Genomic DNA, 20,531 nt, shown 5'->3' with positions numbered 1-20,531 from the left:
GTCTCCTCACTCCTCGCCGGCGGGCCCGGCCCCGGGGGCCGCGGCTCCGCGGGAAGCGGCACCGGGCGATGCGGCACCCGTGGTGCCGGCCCTGGCCGCGAGGCCGTCAAGGACGCAGGCCAGGCCGAACTCGAACTGCTCGGCGGGCGTGGCGTCTTCGGCCTCGATCACCCTGCGCGCGAACTGCGGATAGGTGCCGCTGTCGATGACCTCGCGGATGTAGGGGCCGACGGCGGCCCGCCACTGGTCCTCGGTCAGTCCGGACCGCCGCTGCGCCTGAAGCTCGGCCAGTTCCTGGGCGACCGTCCCGAAGACGTACGCCATGACGGTGTCCACGGCACGGGTGGCGAAGGTGATGTCCGGGGTGAGTGCGGCGGCAGCGGTGAGCGCGAGGTCGTGCCGGCGCAGTGAGTTCGCGCCGAGCGCGGGGCGGCCGGTGAGCTCGGAGCCGAGCCAGGGGTGGCGGAGCAGGGTGGCGCGTACGTCCCGGGCGACGTGGGTGAGGTCCAGGCGCCAGTCGCCGGAGAGGGCCGGCGGGGCGGCTTCGCCGTGTACCTCGTCGATCATCAGATCCAGCAGTTCGTCCCGGCTCGCCACATAGCGATAGAGCGAGGCCGTACCGGAGCGGAGCGCGGTGGCCACCCGGCGCATCGACAGGGCGGACAGCCCTTCCTGGTCGGCGATGGCGAGGGCGGTCTGCACGATCCGCTCCACGCTCGGGGCCTGGCGCCGCGGGGTGCGCCGGTCCTTCTGCCACACCAGGGCCGGGGCCGGCTCCTGCGCCGCATCGGTCATCGGGTCCTCCTGTCCGGGCCGTTGCGCACAGCGTAGCGCAATGGCTACGGTGTACCCGTTGTGGAAACGCTGTATCCATAAGTGCCGTGGCCCTGGGCGTCACAGCCCGGGCGCCATGGCCATGAGCGCTGTTGTCCTCAGCCATTACGGGGGAGATGTCATGGCCGAAATCCGTATTCCCGTCCTCATCGCCGGCGGTGGCACGGTCGGTCTGTCCGCCGCGCTCTTCCTGGCCCACCACGGGGTGGCGTGCCTCGTCGTGGAGCGCCAGGCCGGGCCGTCCCGCCACCCACGGGCCACCGGACTCGGACCGCGGACCGTGGAATTCCTCCGCGAGACCGGCATCGACGAGGCGGTCGACGCGGTCGCCGTCGATATGTCGGCCGGCCGCCTCGGAAAGATCTCCGCCAGGACCCTGGCCGAGGCCGAACTGCCCGCGCCGCCCTCCTCGCCTGCGGGTACGGGATCCGCGCCCCGGCCGGGCGGCCAGGTCAGCCCGAGCGATCTGCGGGGCACCTGCCCGCAGAACCGGCTGGACTCCGTCCTGCTGCCGGCGGCCCGCGACCGGGGCGCCCTCGTCCGACACTCGGCCCGGCTGCTGTCCTTCGAGCAGGACGACGACGGCGTCACCGCGATCATCGAAGGCCACGCCCACGACCACGGCAGCAACGACCGCCAAGTCGTCCGGGCGGACTACCTGGTGGCCGCCGACGGTGCGCGCAGCGGCGTACGGGATGCGCTCGGCATCGCCACCTCAGGGCCGGGCGAACTCGGCAGTCCCATGGTGAACATCCTGTTCCGGGCCGACCTCGCCGCCTACACGAAGGGCCGGTCCTTCGTCGCCTGCGACCTCACCCACCCCGACGCGCCCGGTCTGCTGGTGACCGTCGACGGCGAGCAGGAGTGGATCTTCCACACCGTGTACGACCCGAGCACCGGCGGCTCGGCGGACGCTTTCACGCCGGAACGCTGCCGCGCACTCATCCGTACGGCAATCGGCGCCCCGGAACTCGATGTGGAGGTGCTGAGCACCTTGCCGTGGCGACCGCGGGGGCTGCTGGCCGACCGTTTCCAGGACGGCCGGGTGTTCCTGATCGGCGACGCGGCGCACACCAACCCGCCGTTGGGCGCCTTCGGCCTGAACACCGGGATCGCCGACGCACACAACCTGGCCTGGAAACTGGCCGCCGTACTGCGCGGTCAGGCCGGGCCCGCGCTGCTCACCAGCTATCCGGCCGAACGCCGCCCGGTGGCGGCGCTCGCACTGGAGCAGTCCCTGCTGCGACTGGCCGATCCACGGCTGCACTGGGACCAGAGCCCGCAGATGGCGTCGGCGCGCGCCGACGCCGGTGTCGTCAACGCGCCGGTCGTGCATCTGGGTTACCGCTATGACTCCGCCGCCGTGATCGGCGCGCAACCGGAGCTGCCCTCCCGCGAGGACGTCACCCTCACCCTGGACGGCACCCCCGGCTCCCGCCTCCCGCACCTGTGGGTCGAGCGGGACGGCCGCCGGCTCTCCACGCTCGACCTGGTGCGGTCCCGTTTCACCCTGCTGACCGGCGCCGACGGCGACCGGTGGATCCAGGCGGCACGGGAGGCGGCGGACCGGCTCGGGGTGGAGCTCGGTGCGTACAAGATCGCCCCGGGTGCTGAGGTGACCGATCCGCACGGGAGGTGGCCGCAGAGCGCCGGTCTCGACGGGAGCGGTGCGCTGCTGGTGCGCCCCGACCAGTTCGTCGGCTGGCGTTCGGCCACCCGGTCCGAGAACCCCACCGGCGACCTGGCGCGGGCACTCACCCGGCTCCTCGCCCGTGAGAGCCGTACGGCACACGACGCAGGGACGGCAACCGCCTCGGCACCGGCTCCCGTGCCGGGGTGAGGAGGGGGCGGGCGACGGCTCACCAGCGCACCGCGGTGAAGTCGACCGGGCGGGGCCGCAGCCGGCGGACGCGGGACGTCAACTCCCGCATCCGCTCCGCCATCTGCGGCGCGGGCAGGCGCTTGCGGTCGCCGTGACCGGGCAGCAGCCACTCGAAGCGCAGCCGGTCGGCCGTCCGGGCCAACGACGCGGCCAGCTCTTCGATGGAGTACCAGGTGACGCTCTCCGCCACCTCCAGGTCGTCCCGGGTGCGTGACCAGTAGAAGCTGTCACCGCTGAAGCAGTACCGCTCATCGGCCACATAGAGCACGCTCCCCTCGGTGTGCCCGGGAAGCGGATGGGCGAGCATCCCCTCGGCGATCTCGACGGTCCCGGTACCGCGCAGCACCCGGTCGGCGTCCGGGGCCGCATCGAGATCGCCCTCGTGGATCCACAGCCTGGCGCCGAAGCGGTCGGCGTACCGGCGGCCGTGCGCCGCATGGTCCCGGTGGGTGAGCAGGACATCGGTGACCGGACCGAGCTGCTCGTACCGTGCGGCCAGCGACTCGCTCCAGCGCGGGGTGTCGACCATCATCAAGGTCCCGGAAGGGCGTTGTACGAGATAGGAGTTGGCGCCCGCGGTGGCCGGTGAGTTGTGCCCGCAGAGATGGACGGTGCCGTCGTCGTCGAGCGGCAGCGGGAACGGGTCCCGGGCCGCCTCCAGCCGGCGGGAGGCGGGGCGGACGGAACGGGTGGGGCAGGCGAACGCGGCGGCGTACAACCGGTGTTCGTCCGCCGTGTCCCGCGGCTGGCGCAGCATCCGGGAGCGTCCGTCGACCTCACAGATCAGCCCGGGCGCGAGCTGGCGGGCGACGTCACAGTTGGTGCAGCGCTCGTCCACGTACCAGCCGGCGGCTCCGTCCGCCTCCGGGCCGGCCGTTCCGGTGCCGGTCGCCTGCCCGGGGTGGGGGGTGTGTGCCTCGTCCACGGTGTGACCACTTCCTGTGTGTTCGGTAGCCGAAACCGGGGCTCTCCGGCCCCGTGACCACGAGGTTCGCCGGTGGCCGCGCAAAGTGGAAGGAGCGTCAGATCTTGTTTCTTGCGGCGACCGCCCCTCTCACCGCCTGTCCGCGGGCTGCTCGTCATGTCCATGATCCGAGGGGGAGGAGGTGGGGTCCCAGGTGCGGACCAGGCTGCTGAACGCCCGGGCCGCGGCGCTGCGGTAGGCGTCCTCGCGTGACAGGAGGGTGACGGTGCGGGCGGGGAGGGGAGGGCTGAGCGGGACGGGGTGGAGGCGCGGGTGGCCGACGGTGAGGGCGTCGGGCAGGACCGTGGCGAGGGTGCCGCGCCGGACGATCTCGGTGAGGGCGCTGATGGAGTTGGCCTCGACCGCGATGCGCGGGGCGACCCGGTGCCGGGTGAAGTACTCGTCGATATGCACCCGGGTGGCGAAGTTGCCGCTCAGCAGGGCCAGTTGATGGCCGGCCAGCTCCTCCACGGGCAGTGGACGGGTGCGCCGGCGGTGAGGGTGGGCGTTGCCGACGACGAGGCTCAGGGTCTCGGTGAAGAGTGCGGTCGCTTCGATGCCGGGAAGGTGGCTCCCGCTGAAGGCGATGCCGAGGTCCAGCTCGTCGGCGAGCAGGGCCGACTCCATATGATCCTGCGTCATCTCCCGTAGCTCCAGGGAGATTTCCGGGTACCGGGTGTGGAAGGCAGCGGCCAGCGGGCCGATGAGGTAGGCGGTGAACGTCGGTGTCATCGCCAGCCGCAGCGTGCCGCGCGAGAGGTCCTGGACGTCGAGCACGGCACGTTCCGCCGCGGCGAGATCCTGGAGGGCCCGCCGTGCGTAGGCGACGTAGGCCTCGCCCGCATCGGTCAGCCGCACGCCGCGGCCGGTGCGGTCGAGCAGCTGCACCTTCAGCGCGCGCTCCAGCTGCTTGATCTGCTGCGAGAGCGTGGGCTGGGAGATGTGCAGCGCCTCGGCGGCACGGGTGAAGCCGGCGTGCTCGGCGACCGCGAGCAGATACCGCAGATGACGCAGTTCGATAGCCACGGCTCCCACTATAGGCGCGCTATAGATGAGACCAATAGCTGCCATGGATTCTTCGTCTTGGACCTATAGGTCCAGGTCGGCGAGGGTGGTGGAGCAGTCGACAACGCCGGTTCACACACCGGCGACCGATCGAAGGGAGTCACCATGCAGCACCTCGCCGCGGGCGTCGAGCGCTTCCGGCGCGAGGTCTTTCCGGCCCAGGCGGAACACTTCGCCCGGCTCGCCACCACCCACAACCCGAGCGCGCTGTTCATCAGCTGCTCCGATGCCCGGGTCGTCCCGGAAGCGATCACCCAGGCCGCGGCGGGTGAACTGTTCGTCATCCGTACCGCCGGCAACCTCGTCCCCGCCCACACCCCTGGTGCGGACGGTGTGGCCGCCGGCATCGAGTACGCCGTCAGCGTGCTGGGCGTCGCCGATGTCATCGTCTGCGGGCACTCCGGCTGCGGAGCGATGACGGCCCTGGCCCACGGCCACGACCTCTCGACGCTGCCCGCCGTCGCCGACTGGCTGCGCCACGCCGACGCCGCCCGGGCCCGTACGGCCGGGCCCGCGCCGGACGGCGGCGCCGTCGACGCCCTGGTACGGGACAACGTCCGTACGCAGCTCGCCAACCTGGCCACCCACCCCTCGGTGGCCCGCGCCCTCGCGCGGAACACCGTGTCCGTGCACGGCTGGGTCTTCGACATCGCCACCGGCACCGTCGAGGCGTTCGAGCCGTCCCGGGACCGGTTCGTCCCGCTGGCGGCCACCCCCTGACCCCTCCCCGGTGCGGAGCGCCGGGAACAGCACCCTGAGACCACCACCCCTCTCCAGAAGGACCCCTTTCATGGCACACGCACAGCTCGACCCCACCGCCCGCCGGGAGCTCGCCACCACCGCGGTCGCGGCCAAGACCCGCAAGGACCTGTCCTGGCAGCAGATCGCGGACGCCGCCGGACTGTCGGTCGCCTTCGTCACCGCCGCCGTCCTCGGACAGCACGCCCTTCCGCGGCCCTCGGCCGAGGCCGTCGCCGAGCTGCTGGGCCTGGACGAGGACGCCGCGCTGCTCCTCCAGACCGTCCCCACCCGCGGCTCACTCGACGGCACGGTGCCGACCGACCCGACGATCTACCGCTTCTACGAAATCCTCCAGGTGTACGGCACCACGCTGAAGGCCCTGGTCCACGAGCAGTTCGGGGACGGCATCATCAGCGCGATCAACTTCAGGCTCGATGTGCGGAAGGTCGCCGACCCCGACGGCGGTGAGCGTGCCGTGATCACCCTGGACGGCAAGTACCTGCCCACCAAGCCGTTCTGAGGCACCCCGGCCGCCACACCCCGTCGCCCCGCCCCCGTCACCCCGCGTCACCCCTCCGATGGGCCAGCGCCGCCTGCCGTACGCGGGGGTCGCCAGTAGGACGGAGGTGACGGGCGTGGCGGCGGGAGGAGTGGGTGCGCGGGATGAACATCGTCGTCGACCTCAACCGCTGCCAGGGTTATGCGCAGTGCGCCTTCCTCGCGCCCGAGGTGTTCACCCTGCACGGCGAGGAGGCCCTGTTGTACACGCCGGTCGTCCCCCAGGAGCAGGAGGAACGGGTGCGCCGCGCCGCCGCGGCGTGTCCGGTACAGGCCATCCTCATGGGGGAGGAGGCGGGCACCGGTGAACGGTGAACCACGCGACGGCCGGATCGTGGTCGTCGGCGCGTCGCTCGCCGGGCTGCGGGCCGCCGAGACGCTCCGCGCGAAGGGGTTCGCCGGTTCGCTGACCCTGATCGGGGAGGAACGGCGGCCGCCGTACGACCGGCCGCCGCTGTCCAAACAGGTGCTGCTCGGCCGGGTGCCGGCGGAGCACACCGGCCTGCCGCAGCGCCGGGCACTGGACGCCCGGTGGAAGCTCGGTGTGCGGGCGGCCGGGCTCGATCCGGTCGGCAAGCGGGTGCTGCTCGCCGACGGCACGGAGGTGCCCTTCGACCGGCTGCTGATCGCCACCGGCACCCGTGCCCGGCCCTGGCCGAACCCGGACGAGGCCGCACTGGACGGAGTGTTCACCCTGCGCACGAGCGATGATGCGCGGCGCCTCGCCGACCGCCTCGACGCCGGGCCGCGGCGGGTGCTGGTCATCGGAGCCGGCTTCACCGGTTCGGAGATCGCCTCCGCCTGCCGGGAGCGCGGCCTCGATGTGACGGTCGCGGAGCGGGGACCGGCCCCGCTGGTCGGTGCGCTCGGCGGGACGCTCGGCGCACTGGCCGCGAAGCTGCACCGCGCCCACGGCGTCGACCTGCGATGCGGAGTGACGGTCACCGCCCTGGAGGGCGACGGCGGACGGCTCACCGGTGCACGGTTCTCCGACGGTACGCGCGTGGCCGCCGACATCGCCGTGGTCGCGCTGGGCGCCGTCCGCAACACCGAGTGGCTGGCCGAATCGGGACTAGCCGCCGGTCCTCGGGGCGTGACCTGCGACGCGGGGTGCCGCGCCTTCGACATGTACGGGATCGTCACCGACGACATCTTCGCGGCCGGGGATGTGGCCCGCTTCCCCCATCCGCTCTTCGAGTACCAGCTGCTGTCCCTGGAGCACTGGGGCAACGCGGTCGCCCAGGCCGAGGTGGCGGCCCACAACATGGTCAGCCCCGGACCGCGCAGACGCCCGCACTTGACCGTACCGGCCTTCTGGTCCAGCCAGTTCGGCCTCAACATCAAGTCGGTGGGGGTGCCCACCTTCTCCGACCAGGTGGTGATCGCCCAGGGCTCGCTCAAGGAGGCCCGGCTGGTCGCCGTCTACGGCTACCGGGGGCGGGTCACCGCCGCGGTCAGCGTCAACCAGGCCAGATCGCTGGAGTACTACCAGCGCCTGATCGAGACGGCGGCGCCCTTTCCGCCCGGCCCGGGGATCGCCGACCAGGCCGAGTCCCCGGTCCCCGTCCCCTCCGACGTACCGGACCCGAAGGTGCTCTCCCACGGTCCGACCGTCGCCCTGACCGGTCATCTGCCGGACCGGCGCCTGACCGTTGTGCAACCGGCCCGCTGAGACCCGTCACTCCCCGGCGACGCAGAGCGATGAGGAGCCCCGCCCATGCCCGCGGACACCCTGTTCCACCGGATTACCGACTACGCCCACCGCGCCGACCCGTACCCCCTCTACGCAGAGCTCCGCGAGGCGGGGGTGGCACGGCAGGACGACGGCAGCTATCTGGTCGGGACCTACCACGAGATCGTGGCCCTGCTGCACGATCCCCGGATCAGCTCCGACCGCCGCAACCGCACCGCACCGGACCAGGCCGCGGCCGGGGGAGACCTCCCGCCGTCCTTCATCGGGCTCGACGACCCCGAACACCACCGGCTCCGCGGCCTCGCGATGCGGTCCTTCGGCCCGCCCCACACCCCGGCCCGGATCGACGCCCTCCAGGGCGAAATGACCCGGATCGTGGGGGACCTGATCGCCGGATTCCGGGGCAAGGACCGGATCGACCTCGTCGACGACTTCGCCTACCCGCTGCCGGTCACCGTGATCTGCCGGCTGCTGGGTGTGCCGACCGAGGACGAGCCGCAGTTCCGCCAGTGGGCGGACGCCATCGTGGCCGGTTTCGACCCCACGCCGGGCGAGGACCCCGCGGAGCGGGAACGTGCGGCATCCGAGGCGCGCAAGGCCATGGGCCTCTATCTGGGCGAGCTCGCCGAGCAGCGCCGCAGCCGGCCGTCCGACGACATGCTCTCCGACTTCGTCAGCGGTGACGGCGACGCCCCCGGCGGGCGCATGACGCAGTGGGACGTGATGGCCACCTCGGTCCTGCTGCTGATCGCCGGCCACGAGACCACCGTCAACCTCATCACCAACGGCGTCCTCACCTTGCTGCGCCACCCCGACCAGCTGGCGCGGCTGCGCAGCGAACCCGCACTGATGCCCAAAGCGGTCGAGGAGTTGCTGCGCTACGAGCCGCCCGTCCAGATGCTGCCGCAGCGCACCCCGCTCGCCGACATCGAGGTCGCGGGCGTCACCGTCCCCAAGGGCGCCCCGCTCATCCTGCTGCTCGCCTCCGGCAACCGGGACCCGCAGCGGTTCGGCGACCCGGACCGCTTCGCCCCGGACCGCGCGGACAACCAGCACCTCGGGTTCGGCAGCGGCATCCACAGCTGCTTCGGCGCCCCGCTGGCCCGTCTGGAGACCCAGATCGCGCTGACCGAGTTGATCCGGCACCTCGAGGCGCCCCGCCTGGTCGAGGATCCGCCGCCATACCGGCGCAGCCCGGTGCTGCGCGGCCCGCGGCATCTGCTGATCGAGTACGACCGGGCGGGGGCGTGAGGTGACCGGAGTGCCGGCGCTCCGTCAGCCGGCCGTGCCGAAGTCCTGCGTCCAGTAGTCGCCGGGCTGCGCAAGACCGACGCCGATCTCCTTGAACGAGCAGTCGAGGATGTTTTCCTTGTGACCGGGGCTGGACATCCAGCCCTTCATCACGCTCTCCGGGGTGGAGTAGCCGTAGGCCACGTTCTCGCCGTAGGCGCTCCAGTTGTAGCCAGCACGGCTGATCCGGTCCTCGGGGGAGGAGCCGTCGGAGCCCGTGTGGGACATGTTCTTGTGCTGCGCCATGTCCGCACTGTGGTCCTGTGCGGCCTTTGTCAGCTTTGCGTTCACGGTCAGCGGCGAGCATCCGGCCTTGCTGCGCTCGCTGTTGACGAGCTCCACCACGCGGGCGGTGGCGCTGGACCCCGGGGTGGCGGTCGACGAAGGGCTCGGGGACGCGGTGGCGGTCGACGAAGGGCTCGGGGACGCGGTGGGGGTCTGCGATGCTCCCGCAGCCGGCTTCGCGCTGCCCCCGGCCTTCCCCGGCCGGTGGTGTCCATGCTTCCAGTGGTCGTGCTTCCAGTGGCCGTTCTTCCAGTGCTCGTTCTTCTCCTGGCCACTCTTCCAGTGGCCGTACGACTGCTTCCCCTCCTGCCCCGGGTCACCCCAACATGCCATGGCTGCGGAGGGAATGGCCACGGCGCCTATGGCGATAGCGGCGACGGTTATCTTCCGGTAATGCCTCGTCCTGCGGTGCTTCGTCATCCGTGACCTCACTCGATATGCGCGGAGAGCTCCAGGGGCGGCTGGATCGGTCTGAGCGCCGCCTCTGAGCTGCGGAGATGCCGGGGCTCGTCATTCTTGGGACCGCTCTCACGCAAGGCAAGAAAGGTATGTACTACCTCGCTTAGTAGTCGGCACCGACTCTTGTCATCGGCGTAATGCCGTGCTGATTGCGCACTGGATCTTCGGGGAATTCCTGTTGGTCCGTCAGGAGGCCTTATACGCCGAATGCGCGGACGAAAGTCCCGGACGGGCGGAATGCCGTTCCGGCCGGTGTGAGAAATTCCGCTATCAAGACGGACAAATCCCATATGTCGCCAGGGCGCTGGTCTACTACCTGGCCTAGTTGCCGCCCCGGCCGGTTATGAGGGATGTCACAGGGGGCGCCGAGGGCGGCCTCAGGGCCCCGTGGCGAAGACCCGCGTCAGCTCCTCCGCCACCACCCGGGCGCCAGGTGACACCCACCGCCTGCGGTGCCGTACGAGCTGGACGGGCACCGGCTCGGCCTCCGGGCCCTCCACCACCGCCAACCTGCCCTCCGCCAGGTGGTGTTCCACCGTGATGCGGGGGAGCAGGGTCAGCCCGAGACCCGCCGCGACACACGACCGGGCCGCATCAATACTGCCGAACCGGGTGATTCTGGGGCGTATACCAGGCATGCCGTGCAACGTGCGGACGAGCCGGTCGCTGTACGAACACCCCTCCTCGTGCACGAAGAAGCTCTCCTGCGCCAGCTCGTCCCAGCCGGCCGCCCGTCCGGCGAGCCGATGGCCCGCAGCCGCCACATACGCCAGCGGCTCGCTCGCGATCCTGCGGGCCAGCAGATCCGGCTCGCCGACCTCCGGCTCCAGCAGCAGTGCGAGGTCGAGCCGGCCGGCCCGCAATCCGTCCACCGCAGTGGCGGTGTCGGCCGCGCGCAGATGGACGTCCAGCCCGGGGTGCTCACGCCGCAGGGAGGCGATCACCCCGGGCAGCCGTGAGGAGCACAGCGAATCACCCGCGCCGACCGCGACCTCGCCCTCGACCGGTCCGCCCGCCGCCGCGCCCTGCCCGGACGCGGCCGTCGCGCGCAGCCTGGCCACCGCATCGAGCACCGCTTCGGCCTCCTCCAGCAGCCGCAGTCCGGCGCGGGTCGGGACCGTCCCCGACGGCATCCGGTCGAACAACGGCACCCCCAACTCCCGCTCCAGCGTGCGGATCTGGACGGTGACGGTGGACTGCGCGAGATGGAGCGAGCGGGCCGCCGCGGTGAAGCTGCCCGCCCTGGCGAGGGTGACGAACGTCCGCAGAAGTCTGGTGTCCACCCGCGCAGGCTATCGCTCCCTCCGATGGGCTCCAGCAAGAACCATCGTTGGACGCGATCGACCACGGGTGGCACGGTGAACCCATGACCACACAGAAGTCCCCCACCGCTTCCCGCCCGTTCGCCGCCGCCCCCGCCGTACTGCGCTACTCCGCCTTCACCACGGACCCCGCAGGGGGCAATCCGGCCGGTGTGGTGCTCGACGCCCAAGGGCTCGACGAGGCGCAGATGCTGGCGATCGCCGCCCATGTCGGGTACTCCGAGACCGCGTTCGTCACGGCCCATGACCCCGCCGCCCGCCGCTACCGGCTGCGCTACTTCAGCCCCCGCGCCGAGGTCGCCTTCTGCGGGCACGCCACGATCGCCACCGCGGTCGCCCTCGCCTCCCGGACCGGAACCGGTGAACTCGTCTTCGACACCCCGGCGGGCGAGATCTGGGTGGGGACCACCGACGACGGGGGCGGGCCGCTCCGCGCCACCCTGACCAGCGTCCCGGCGCACTCCCACCCGGCCGACGCCACCCAGGTCGAGCCGGCGCTGCGGGCGCTGCACTGGAGCCTGGACGACCTGGACCCCGAACTCCCGCCGCACATCGCCTTCGGAGGCAACGACCACCTCGTGCTCGCGGTCCGGAGCCGGGAACAACTGGCCGCCCTCGACTACGACTTCGACGCGCTGCACGACCTCATGCGGCTCCACGGCTGGACCACCGTGCACCTCGTGCACCGCGCGGCTCCGGACCGCCTGGACTTCCACGCCCGCGACCCGTTCCCGGTCGGCGGTGTCATCGAGGACCCGGCGACCGGCGCCGCCGCCGCGGCCTTCGGCGGCTATCTGCGCACCCTGGGCCTGGTCACCGAGCCGCTGCGGGTGCACATCCGGCAGGGCGAGGACATGGGCCGCCCCAGCGACCTCTATGTCGATCTGCACCCCGACGACGCACGCGTACGGGTCACGGGGCAGGCGGTCCCCCTCCCGGACCCGGAGCAGTAGGCATCAGGGCAGGATCCGCACCCCGGCACACGCAGACGCCCCCGGGCGCCGGGGCCCGCTGTCCACCACAGCGGGCCCCGATGTCCGGGGGCGTCACACCAGGAGCTACTTGACCGAACCGGCCATGATCCCCTGGACGAAGTGCCGTTGGAACGCGAAGAACACGATCAGCGGCACGATCAGGGACAGGAAGGCGCCGGGCGCCAGCACCCCGATGTTGCTGCCGAACTGCCGCATCTGCGATTGCAGGGCGACCGTCAGCGGCTGCGATTCGTTGTCCGCGAAGAGCAGGGCGACCAGCATGTCGTTCCAGACCCACAGGAACTGGAAGATGGCCAGGCTGGCGATGGCCGGGCGGCCCAGCGGCAGGATCAACTGGGAGAAGATCCGCCACTCCCCGCCGCCGTCCATCCGCGCGGCCTCCAGCATCTCCTTGGGGATCTCCGCGAAGTAATTGCGCAGCAGGAAGATGGCGAACGGCAGACCGTACGCGGTATGGAACAGGATCACACCGGGGATGGAGCCGAACAGTCCGAGCGAGCCGAACAGCTTGGCCACCGGCAGCAGTCCGATCTGGATCGGCACCACCAGCATGGCGACCACGATCAGGAAGACCCAGTCCCGGCCGGGGAACTCCATCCAGGCGAAGGCATATCCGGCCAGCGCCGCGATCGCCACGACGGCGATCGTGGTGGGCACCGAGATCAGCACGGTGTTCCAGAAGGCCTGGACGATGCCCGTGTCCTTCAGCAGCGCCGCGTAGTTGTCGAGCGACAGCCGGCCGGGCGCGGTCAGCGCGGTCCACCACCCGCTGCTGGCGTTCGCCTCCTCCGTACGGAGCGAGGAGAGGAAGAGGCCGGCAGCCGGGGTGAGCCAGATCAGGCCGATGACGAGCAGGAACAGCTGGATCACGGCACGGCTGACCCGCTTTGCCGGCCGGGCGGCGGACCGCCTGCGCGGCGTGGCGGTTTGCTGGACGGTGGTCATGACTGGCTCCTGCGGAAGCGTCGGATGTTGAGGGCCATGGCCGGCACCACCAGGAGCAGCAGGAAGACGCCGAGGGCGCTGCCCAGTCCCTGGTTGTTGCCGCCGCCGAAGGAGACCAGCCACATCTGCAGGGCCAGGACGTTGGCGTCCTGCTGTACGGGCCCGGGAGCGATGATGTAGACGAGGTCGAAGACCTTCATCACATTGATCACCATCGTCACGAACACCACGCCCAGGACGGGGCCGAGCAGCGGCACGGTGATCCGGCGGAAGACCTGCCACTCGTTCGCGCCGTCCATCCGCGCGGCCTCCAGCACGTCCCGCGGCATCGAGGAGAGCCCGGCGCCGATGAGGACCAGGGCGAAGCCGGTCCAGATCCACATATAGGCGCCGATGATGGCGGGGGTGATGAGGGCCGGGCCGAGCCAGGAGATGCCCTCGTACGGCGGGGCGAAGTCCTTGGCGGGCAACTGGAGGGCGTACGACCCCGGAGCCAGACCACTGATCCGGTAGGAGCCGTCGGCCGCGGTGGTGGCCGTGGCCTTCACCTTGCCGTGGGAGTCGACGGCCTCGACGGTGAGCTTCGGCAGCCCGCGTTCACTGCGGTCCACGGTGCCGGGCTTGCCGCCACCGCCGGGGGTGAAGTCGAGGTAGACCACACCGCGCAGTTCACCGTTGCCGGCCGGGGCCTTGGCGGCCTGCGCCGCGGGCTTGGCCGCGTGCGGCATGTCCTTCGGCGCCACACCGACCAGGCCGAGGTTGACGGTGTTGCCGGGGTCGGTGCGGTGCGACGTGCGGTAGCCGCCGTCCGGCCGCTTGGTCAGCTGCTTGTCGCCCAGCCGCGCCTTGGCGGTCGGGAAGGAGGCGGACTCGCCCTGGAAGCTGTTGTGGATGCCGACGGTGGCCGCGTTCAGCACCCCGCGCTGGGGGTCCTGCTCATAGGCGAGCCGGAAGATGATGCCGGCGGCGAGGAAGGAGATCGCCATCGGCATGAACATCAGCAGCTTGAAGGCGGTCTTCCAGCGGATCTTCTCGGTCAGCACGGCGAGCACCAGGCCGAGTCCGGTCAGCAGCGCGGGGGCGAAGACGACCCAGATCGCGCTGTTGCGGATGGCCCGGAGCGTGGCCGGGTCCTGGAACATCTGGGTGTAGTTGCCGACCCCGACGAAGCTGTCACCCGAAGCGTCGTACATGCTGCGGATGATCGAGAACACGATGGGGTACGCGACGAGCGCCCCCAGCAGCAACAGAGCGGGGAAGAGGAACACCGCGGCGATCTGGCGGCGACGCCGGACGGCGCGCCGCGCAGGGGCGGCCGTCCGGCGGGATGCGCCGCCTGGGGGGTGGGGCGGGCCGCCGCGCGTGGTCGCGGGCGGCACCGCTGAAGTGGTGGCAGGCATGGCTGGAGCCCTTGGTCCTTACTTTCCGTACGCCTTGGCCGCGGAGGCCTCGAGCTTGTGGGCCGTGGCCTCGGGGTCGGAGGGGTCACGCAGGAAGTCCTGGAGCAGCTTCCACTCGCCGGCGCCCTGGGTGCCGCCGAAGGCCGCGGGAGCCTGGTCGGACATGTCGAACCGCACGGTGTTTCCGGCACCGGTCAGCGACTTGGCCGCATCGCGGGTGACCTCGTCGTGGTAGGCGCCCGCGGGCACCTTCTTGTTGGGGGAGATGTAGCCGCCGGCCTTGGCCCAGATCGCCGACGCCTCCGGCGTGGCGAGGTACTTGACCAGCTCCATGCCGGCCTTCTTGTTCTTGCCGGCCTTGAGCACCACGGCGGCGTCACCGCCGCTGACCACCGGCGCCTTGCCACCGTCGACCGCCGGGAAGGGGAAGAACTTGGCGTCCTCGCCGACCTTCTTGTGCAGCTCGTCGGTGACCAGGGAGCTGACGAAGTCGCCCTCGTAGACCATGGCGGCCTTCTGCTCGGGGCCGAAGACCTGCTGGACGGACTCGGGGAAGTCGGTGCGCAGGGCGCCCGAACCGCCGCCGGCCACCAGGTTCTTGTCGCCGAAGAGCTTGCCGAGGGTGGTCAGCGCCTTGACCACGGAGGAGTCCGTCCACGGGATCTTGTGGGCGGCGAGCTTGTCGTACTTCTCCCCTCCGGCCTGGGAGAGGTAGATGTTCTCGAACCAGTCGGTGAGCGGCCAGCCGGCCTCACCGGCGACCGAGAAGGCCGGCACACCCGAGTCGGAGAGGGTACGGCCCGACTTCAGCATGTCCTCGTAGGTCTTGGCGGGCTTGACCCCGGCCTGCGAGAAGGCCTCCGGGCTGTACCAGACCGTCGACTTGTGCGAGGCCTTGAAGTACAGGCCGTAGTACTTGTTGTCGACCGTGCCGTAGTCCTTCCACACCTGCGCGAAGTTGCGCTTGGCCTCGGCGTCGATCTCCGCCGAAAGCGGTGCCAGCCAGCCCTTCTTGGCGAACTGCTGGAGCACGCCGACCTGCGGGACCATCACCACGTCGGGTGCGTTGCCGCCCTCGATCTGGCTGCCGACGACGGTCGAGACGTTGTCGCCGGTGGAGGAGAAGACCACCTTGGCGCCGGTCTTCTCGGAGAACGCGTCCAGCACCTTCTTGAAGTTCTGCTGTTCCACGCCGGTCCAGACGCCGGCCACGGTCACGGTCTGACCGCTGAGTTCCTGCTTGCCGCCACCGGCGGAGACTCCGCCGCCGCATGCGGTGGCGGACAGCGCCAGGCCGAGCACGGCCGCGCCGGAGAGGGCGGCTCGGGTGTGTCGTACTGAGGGTCGTCTCATGGTGGGTTTCCCTTCGGGAGGACTAGCGGGGCGTCGGGGGGAGGGGTGTGCGGTGTGGGGCTATCGGGGGTTGGGCACGGCCGCGGGCTCCGGCGCGTGCATCCACCAGGCGGCGGTGGACCCGGGGAGGGTCCCCGTGGGGCAGTCGCCGCTCGCCAGCAGCGGGACGCCGGGGGCGGGGGCGGCCACCGGCTCGGTTCCGAAGTTGATGGCGCAGACCAGGCCGTCGCCTCGTTCGAACGCCAGGACCTGGGGCGGGGAGGGGAGCCAGCGCAGGGAGCCCTCGCCGAGCTGGGGGAGACTGCGGCGCAGCTGAAGCCCCTCGCGGTACAGGTGCCAGAACGACCGGGTGTCGGCCAGCGCCCGGTCGGTGGCGTGTTCGGCGAACCACTCCGGCTGCGGCAGCCAGGGCTGCGCCGCTTCGGTACCCGTGGTGAAGCCGAACGGGGAGGCGTGCCCGGACCAGGGGAGCGGCACCCGGCAGCCGTCGCGGATGTGCTGCCGGCTGCCCGTACGGTGGAAGATCGGGTCGGTGAGGACCTCGTCGGGCAGGTCGACGACCTCCGGCAGGCCCAGCTCCTCGCCCTGGTAGATGTACGCCGCGCCGGGCAGCGCCAGCATCAGCAGTGCGGCGGCGCGCGCCCGCGCCGGCCCGAGGCCACTGGGCAGGCCGCTGGGTTCGGTCGCGTACCGGGTGACGGTCCGGACCTGGTCGTGGTTGTTGAGCACCCAGGTGACCGTGGAGCCGGTGCCCGCGATGTCGGTCAGCGCCTCGGAGATCACCGTGCGGAAGGTGTCGACGTCCCAGCGCGCGGTCAGCAGGTGGAAGAAGAACGCCTGGTGCAGCTCGTCGGGCCGGACGTAGGCGGCCTGCTCGCTCGGGGTGCGGACGGAGACCTCGCCGACCAGCAGCCGGTCGCGGCCGTCGCGGGAGGTGTACTCCTCGCACAGTGCGCGCCAGTCGCGCCACACCTGGTGCACCTCGGGCTGGTTCCAGGCCAGCGGGTTGACCGAGTCGCGGGTCCGCTCGTCCGCCGACGGGTCGGGGGAGTCGGGGAGCTCGGGGTGCTTGAAGAGCCCCGCGGCCACGTCGATCCGGAAGCCGTCGACGCCGCGGTCCAGCCAGAAGCGCAGCACCTTGTCGAAGTCGGCGGGCACGGCGGGGTTGCGCCAGTTCAGATCGGGCTGCTCGGGCGTGAACATGTGCAGGTACCACTGGCCCTCGGTCCCGTCCGCCTCCGTGACGCGGGACCAGGCGGGGCCGCCGAACATCGCCCGCCAGTTGTTGGGCGGCAGCTCACCGTCCGCCCCGCGCCCGTCGGCGAAGTGGAAGAGCGCCCGGGTGTCGCTGCCCGGGCCGTCCTCCAGAGCGGCGCGGAACCACGGGTGCTCGCTGGAGCAGTGGTTGGGGACGATGTCCAGCAGCACCTTCAGGCCCAGCCGGTGGGCGTCGGCCACCAGCTGGTCGAATTCGGTGAGGTCGCCGTAGACCGGGTCGACATCGCGGTAGTCGGCGACGTCGTAGCCGTGGTCGTGCTGCGGGGAGGGGTAGAAGGGGCTGAGCCAGATGCCGTCCACCCCCAGCTTCTTGAGGTACGGCAGCCCCGTGCGGACGCCGGCCAGATCGCCGATGCCGTCACCGGTGCTGTCGAGGAAGCTGCGGACGTAGACCTGGTAGATCACCGCGTCGCGCCACCAGCGCTGAGCCGTGTCGTGGGACGTGGTCCCGGTGCCCGGCGCGGGGGCGGCCGGGTCGGGGAGGGAGAGCGAGGGCGCGGATTCGGCCGGGGAGCCGTTGTCTGCGGTGGCGATGAGCATCTGCCGTGATCCCGTTCTTGCATGGGCATGCCGTGCGGCCTGCGGGGAGTCGCTGGTTATGCATGCATGTTAAGTAGGCATGTCTTTTAGGTGTCAACGGTCTGGTTCAATATCGCCGCAGGATGCCCGGATTTGGGGGGAAATATGAACTGAGCCAGCGTGAGGCTGTACTTAACACGTAACTAAGAAGGGGTGGAAGAGGAGGGTGCGAACGCGTCAGCCGCGGCTGACGATGGCCCGCAGCTCGCGCTCCAGACGCGCGACGGTGGCATCCGTGCTCAGCCGGTGGACCAGCGCGTCATGCATGACTGCCTGCACCGCCAGGCTCACCTGGTCGTACCGCGGGCTCTTCAGCCGCGGCCGGGCCGTCAGCACGGCGCGCTTGAGCGTCGGCAGATACGGGAACCGGCGGACCAGTTGCGGATCTGCATACAGATCGGCCCACACCGGCGGCAGCGCGCCCTCGGTGAGCACCCGGCGCTGGACCGGCTCGGACGTCAGATAGGAGATCAGGTCGGCGGCCGTCTCCGGATGGCGCGAGTGTGCGTTGACGGCCAGATTGGAGCCGCCCAGCGCGCTGGAGCCCGGCCCGTCGGGGCCCGGCAGCGGTACCGCCCCGAACTTCCCCGCCACCTTCGAGGACCGGCTGCCGGCCAGCGCGTACGCATACGGCCAGTTCCGCAGGAACAGCAGCTGGCCGTCCTGGAAGGACCTGCGGGACTCCTCCTCCTTGTACGTCAGCGCGCGTTCGGGGATCCACCCCTCGCGCACCCCGTCGAGCAGGAACGACAGCCCCCGGCGGGCCGCGGGGGAGTCCACGGTCACCCGTGTGCCCTCACCGGCGAGCACCGAACCGCCCGCCGACTGCACCGCCTCGACGACATTGGCGGTCAGCCCCTCGTACGGCAGGAACTGGCCCGCATAGCCGTCCAGCCCGTACTTGGGCGCGACCGTCTTCGCCAGGTGCGCCAACTCGGCCCAGGTGCGCGGCGGCCTGGCACCCTCCCGGTCGAGCACGTCCTTGCGGTAGTAGAGCAGCCCCGCATTGGTCACATACGGGACCGCGTAGAGCCGCCCCCGGAAGGTGGCGGTGTCGACCACGGGAGGCAGGAAACGGTCCAGCGGGAACTTCCCGCTCTCCACCGGCTTGATCCAGCCCGCGCCGGCGAACTCCGACGTCCAGGCCACATCGATGTTCAGCACGTCGAAGCGGGCGCTGTGCGAACGCAGCTCGGTGACCATCTGGGCCCGGACCTCATCGGCCGCGTCCGGCAGCTCGACCAGCGTCACCTTCTCGCCGGGGTGCTGGGCGTTCCAGCCGGCGAGGACACCGCGCAGATAGCCCGTGAGGTCGCCGCCCGTCACCAGTGTGACCGGGCCGCGGCCGTCCGGGTCGCCGAGCGGCTCGCCGGCCTGCGCACCCACGCTGCCCGCGATCAGTAGCGAAAAGACCAGCAGAGCCCTTCCCGCGGCACGCTTCCACCGCATGGGCTCCTCCTTGAACCAGGCGTCGACGGGACACTGGACCGACAGCCCGCCCCATGTATACCTGTTAGCCATGCGGGATACTAGATGTCGCAGGAAGATACGACGACCGACCGGCTCACACCCGGCTGAGATCACATAACCGGCATGTAGGGCGGGGAGGGAGAGGGAGAGCGTGCGGCTGCCACTCCTGGCATTGTTGGTCAGCGGACCCGCACATGGCTATGAACTCAAACAGGCCCTTGAGAACCTCCTCGGCGCGGCATACCCTCAGCCGAACGTCGGCCAGATCTACGTCACCCTGAACAGGCTGGAGAAGGCGGGCCTGATCGAGGGCGAGGACGTCGAGCAGTCGGACCGTCCCAACAAGCGCATATACCGGATCACCGCAGCGGGCCGGGAGTCGGTGGATGCATGGTTCGAGGAGACCACCGCCGAACCGCGGGTACGGGACGAATTCTTCATGAAGCTCGCCCTCGCCTCCCGCACCGGGCGCGCGGACCAGATCGCCTTGATCAACAAGCAGCGCCGCCACTACCTCAACACCATGCGTGACCTGTCGAAACTCGCGGCGGTGGAGGACCGGGGGAACCCGGTGGCGCAGTTGCTGATCGAGGGCGCGATGCTGCATCTCCAGGCGGATCTGGACTGGCTGGAGCGTTGTCAAGAGGAGTTGGAATGAACCGGGACGAGCCGTCCGGTCCGATTTTGAGGGCAGCCGGCCTGGTCAAGAGCTACCGGCCGGAAGGCGCCGCGCCCGTTCACGCCGTACGGGGCGTCGACCTGACCGTCGAACGCGGCGAATTCGTCGCGGTCACCGGGCCCTCCGGTGCGGGCAAATCCACCCTTTTGCACCTTCTTGGCGGCCTCGACCGCCCCGACAGCGGCGCCCTGTGGCTCGACGGCCGGCAGGTCGACGCCTACAGCGAGGCCCGCTGGGCGGAGCTGCGCCGGCACCACATCGGCATCGTTTTCCAGTTCTTCAACCTGGTCTCCAACCTCTCCGTCGCCGACAACGTCGAACTCCCCGCGCTGCTGGCCGGCCGCTCCCCCCGGCAGGCTCGTACCGCCCGCACCGAGCTGCTCGACGAGTTGGGCCTGGCGGCCAAGGCGAACTGCACGCCGGGCGAGCTCTCCGGCGGCGAACAGCAGCGGGTCGCGCTGGCCCGCGCCCTGGTCAACGCGCCCAGCCTGCTGCTCGCCGACGAACCCGCCGGCAGCCTGGACAGCAAGGGCACCCGGGAGGTGCTGCGGCTGCTCGCCCGCTTCCACCGGCGCGGCCAGACCATCCTCCTGGTCACCCATGACGCCAGGATCGCCAGCGCCGCGGACCGGGTGATCAGCTTCTTCGACGGCCAGGTCCTCGACGACGCACACCTCGGCAGTGGACCCGACCGCCCCGCGGCCGGCGTGTCCGACGTACTGAAGCTCCAGGACTGACC

19 protein-coding genes are annotated in these 20,531 nt (G+C 71.0%); 9 read left to right on the top strand and 10 right to left on the bottom strand.

The features are described 5' to 3' along the window. Nucleotides 1-6: 6 nt before the first annotated feature. Nucleotides 7-795, bottom strand: coding sequence for a TetR/AcrR family transcriptional regulator (locus ACZ55A_RS22940; RefSeq protein ID WP_468842959.1), 789 nt, complete (start codon nt 793-795; stop codon nt 7-9). A 160-nt stretch (nt 796-955) separates the two neighbouring features. Between ACZ55A_RS22940 and ACZ55A_RS22935 the strand changes: the two genes are divergently transcribed. Further along, a complete protein-coding gene (locus ACZ55A_RS22935; RefSeq protein ID WP_468842956.1) occupies nt 956-2,674 on the top strand; it encodes an FAD-dependent monooxygenase in 1,719 nt (572 codons plus the stop codon). A 19-nt stretch (nt 2,675-2,693) separates the two neighbouring features. Here ACZ55A_RS22935 and ACZ55A_RS22930 read toward each other — a convergent pair whose 3' ends face one another. After that, nucleotides 2,694-3,554 (bottom strand): MBL fold metallo-hydrolase, encoded by an 861-nt coding sequence (locus ACZ55A_RS22930; RefSeq protein ID WP_468843225.1) that lies wholly within the window; start codon nt 3,552-3,554, stop codon nt 2,694-2,696. A gap of 216 nt (nt 3,555-3,770) precedes the next feature. Next, entirely contained in the window at nt 3,771-4,706 is a 936-nt protein-coding gene (cynR, locus tag ACZ55A_RS22925; protein ID WP_468842953.1) for a transcriptional regulator CynR, read from the bottom strand. Nucleotides 4,707-4,850: 144 nt separating this feature from the next. Here cynR and ACZ55A_RS22920 point away from each other — a divergent pair, with 144 nt between their 5' ends. The 5 genes from ACZ55A_RS22920 (at nt 4,851) to ACZ55A_RS22900 (ending at nt 8,988) form a co-directional block, all read left to right on the top strand. Continuing rightward, nucleotides 4,851-5,465 carry a carbonic anhydrase gene (locus tag ACZ55A_RS22920; RefSeq protein WP_468842950.1) on the top strand — a complete coding sequence of 205 codons (615 nt, stop codon included), beginning with the start codon at nt 4,851-4,853 and terminating at the stop codon, nt 5,463-5,465. Between the two features lie 70 nt (nt 5,466-5,535). Next, nucleotides 5,536-6,006: a cyanase gene (gene cynS / locus ACZ55A_RS22915; RefSeq protein ID WP_468842948.1), complete on the top strand. Its 471-nt coding sequence runs from the start codon at nt 5,536-5,538 to the stop codon at nt 6,004-6,006. Between the two features lie 143 nt (nt 6,007-6,149). Further along, entirely contained in the window at nt 6,150-6,359 is a 210-nt protein-coding gene (locus ACZ55A_RS22910) for a ferredoxin (protein WP_468842945.1), read from the top strand. Beyond that, nucleotides 6,349-7,716 carry an NAD(P)/FAD-dependent oxidoreductase gene (locus ACZ55A_RS22905; RefSeq protein WP_468842942.1) on the top strand — a complete coding sequence of 456 codons (1,368 nt, stop codon included), beginning with the start codon at nt 6,349-6,351 and terminating at the stop codon, nt 7,714-7,716. The genes ACZ55A_RS22910 and ACZ55A_RS22905 overlap by 11 nt, the downstream gene beginning before the upstream one ends. 45 nt (nt 7,717-7,761) lie before the next feature. Further along, complete coding sequence (locus tag ACZ55A_RS22900; RefSeq protein ID WP_468842939.1) at nt 7,762-8,988, top strand: cytochrome P450; 1,227 nt, start codon at nt 7,762-7,764, stop codon at nt 8,986-8,988. 24 nt (nt 8,989-9,012) lie between these two features. On the opposite strand, the gene ACZ55A_RS22895 is transcribed toward ACZ55A_RS22900, so the two are convergent. Continuing rightward, complete coding sequence (locus ACZ55A_RS22895) at nt 9,013-9,732, bottom strand: CAP domain-containing protein (protein ID WP_468842936.1); 720 nt, start codon at nt 9,730-9,732, stop codon at nt 9,013-9,015. Nucleotides 9,733-10,148: 416 nt separating this feature from the next. After that, nucleotides 10,149-11,054, bottom strand: coding sequence for a LysR family transcriptional regulator (locus ACZ55A_RS22890; protein ID WP_468842933.1), 906 nt, complete (start codon nt 11,052-11,054; stop codon nt 10,149-10,151). An 83-nt stretch (nt 11,055-11,137) separates the two neighbouring features. On the opposite strand from ACZ55A_RS22890, the gene ACZ55A_RS22885 reads away from it, so the two are divergent. Continuing rightward, nucleotides 11,138-12,046: a PhzF family phenazine biosynthesis protein gene (locus tag ACZ55A_RS22885; RefSeq protein WP_468842931.1), complete on the top strand. Its 909-nt coding sequence runs from the start codon at nt 11,138-11,140 to the stop codon at nt 12,044-12,046. A 105-nt stretch (nt 12,047-12,151) separates the two neighbouring features. On the opposite strand, the gene ACZ55A_RS22880 is transcribed toward ACZ55A_RS22885, so the two are convergent. From ACZ55A_RS22880 to ACZ55A_RS22860, 5 genes are all read right to left on the bottom strand, one after another. Next, on the bottom strand, nt 12,152-13,033 hold the full coding sequence (locus ACZ55A_RS22880; RefSeq protein ID WP_468842928.1) for a carbohydrate ABC transporter permease: 882 nt from the start codon (nt 13,031-13,033) through the stop codon (nt 12,152-12,154). Further along, nucleotides 13,030-14,433, bottom strand: a complete 1,404-nt coding sequence (locus ACZ55A_RS22875; protein ID WP_468842925.1) for an ABC transporter permease subunit — start codon at nt 14,431-14,433, stop codon at nt 13,030-13,032. Before ACZ55A_RS22875 ends, ACZ55A_RS22880 begins: the two co-directional genes overlap by 4 nt. A gap of 18 nt (nt 14,434-14,451) precedes the next feature. Beyond that, on the bottom strand, nt 14,452-15,786 hold the full coding sequence (locus ACZ55A_RS22870) for an ABC transporter substrate-binding protein (protein ID WP_468842922.1): 1,335 nt from the start codon (nt 15,784-15,786) through the stop codon (nt 14,452-14,454). 60 nt (nt 15,787-15,846) lie between these two features. Continuing rightward, entirely contained in the window at nt 15,847-17,604 is a 1,758-nt protein-coding gene (locus ACZ55A_RS22865) for a glycoside hydrolase family 13 protein (protein WP_468842919.1), read from the bottom strand. Nucleotides 17,605-17,820: 216 nt separating this feature from the next. Further along, on the bottom strand, nt 17,821-19,092 hold the full coding sequence (locus ACZ55A_RS22860; protein WP_468842916.1) for an ABC transporter substrate-binding protein: 1,272 nt from the start codon (nt 19,090-19,092) through the stop codon (nt 17,821-17,823). Between the two features lie 172 nt (nt 19,093-19,264). On the opposite strand from ACZ55A_RS22860, the gene ACZ55A_RS22855 reads away from it, so the two are divergent. Continuing rightward, nucleotides 19,265-19,771: a PadR family transcriptional regulator gene (locus ACZ55A_RS22855; RefSeq protein WP_468842913.1), complete on the top strand. Its 507-nt coding sequence runs from the start codon at nt 19,265-19,267 to the stop codon at nt 19,769-19,771. Continuing rightward, nucleotides 19,768-20,529 carry an ABC transporter ATP-binding protein gene (locus ACZ55A_RS22850; RefSeq protein ID WP_468842910.1) on the top strand — a complete coding sequence of 254 codons (762 nt, stop codon included), beginning with the start codon at nt 19,768-19,770 and terminating at the stop codon, nt 20,527-20,529. Before ACZ55A_RS22855 ends, ACZ55A_RS22850 begins: the two co-directional genes overlap by 4 nt. Nucleotides 20,530-20,531 lie beyond the last annotated feature (2 nt).

The sequence above is a fragment of the Streptomyces sp. NPDC034111 genome, assembly GCF_055575375.1.
This window is presented reverse-complemented; position numbering and strand designations above follow the sequence as displayed.

Bases quoted from the DNA above. Each gene is read 5' to 3' on its own strand.
- ACZ55A_RS22940 (WP_468842959.1), bottom strand. From the start codon at position 795: ATGACCGATGCGGCGCAGGAGCCGGCCCCGGCCCTGGTGTGGCAGAAG.
- ACZ55A_RS22935 (WP_468842956.1), top strand. From the start codon at position 956: ATGGCCGAAATCCGTATTCCCGTCCTCATCGCCGGCGGTGGCACGGTC.
- ACZ55A_RS22920 (WP_468842950.1), top strand. From the start codon at position 4,851: ATGCAGCACCTCGCCGCGGGCGTCGAGCGCTTCCGGCGCGAGGTCTTT.
- cynS (WP_468842948.1), top strand. From the start codon at position 5,536: ATGGCACACGCACAGCTCGACCCCACCGCCCGCCGGGAGCTCGCCACC.
- ACZ55A_RS22910 (WP_468842945.1), top strand. From the start codon at position 6,150: ATGAACATCGTCGTCGACCTCAACCGCTGCCAGGGTTATGCGCAGTGC.
- ACZ55A_RS22900 (WP_468842939.1), top strand. From the start codon at position 7,762: ATGCCCGCGGACACCCTGTTCCACCGGATTACCGACTACGCCCACCGC.
- ACZ55A_RS22895 (WP_468842936.1), bottom strand. From the start codon at position 9,732: ATGACGAAGCACCGCAGGACGAGGCATTACCGGAAGATAACCGTCGCC.
- ACZ55A_RS22885 (WP_468842931.1), top strand. From the start codon at position 11,138: ATGACCACACAGAAGTCCCCCACCGCTTCCCGCCCGTTCGCCGCCGCC.
- ACZ55A_RS22880 (WP_468842928.1), bottom strand. From the start codon at position 13,033: ATGACCACCGTCCAGCAAACCGCCACGCCGCGCAGGCGGTCCGCCGCC.
- ACZ55A_RS22875 (WP_468842925.1), bottom strand. From the start codon at position 14,433: ATGCCTGCCACCACTTCAGCGGTGCCGCCCGCGACCACGCGCGGCGGC.
- ACZ55A_RS22870 (WP_468842922.1), bottom strand. From the start codon at position 15,786: ATGAGACGACCCTCAGTACGACACACCCGAGCCGCCCTCTCCGGCGCG.
- ACZ55A_RS22865 (WP_468842919.1), bottom strand. From the start codon at position 17,604: ATGCTCATCGCCACCGCAGACAACGGCTCCCCGGCCGAATCCGCGCCC.
- ACZ55A_RS22860 (WP_468842916.1), bottom strand. From the start codon at position 19,092: ATGCGGTGGAAGCGTGCCGCGGGAAGGGCTCTGCTGGTCTTTTCGCTA.
- ACZ55A_RS22850 (WP_468842910.1), top strand. From the start codon at position 19,768: ATGAACCGGGACGAGCCGTCCGGTCCGATTTTGAGGGCAGCCGGCCTG.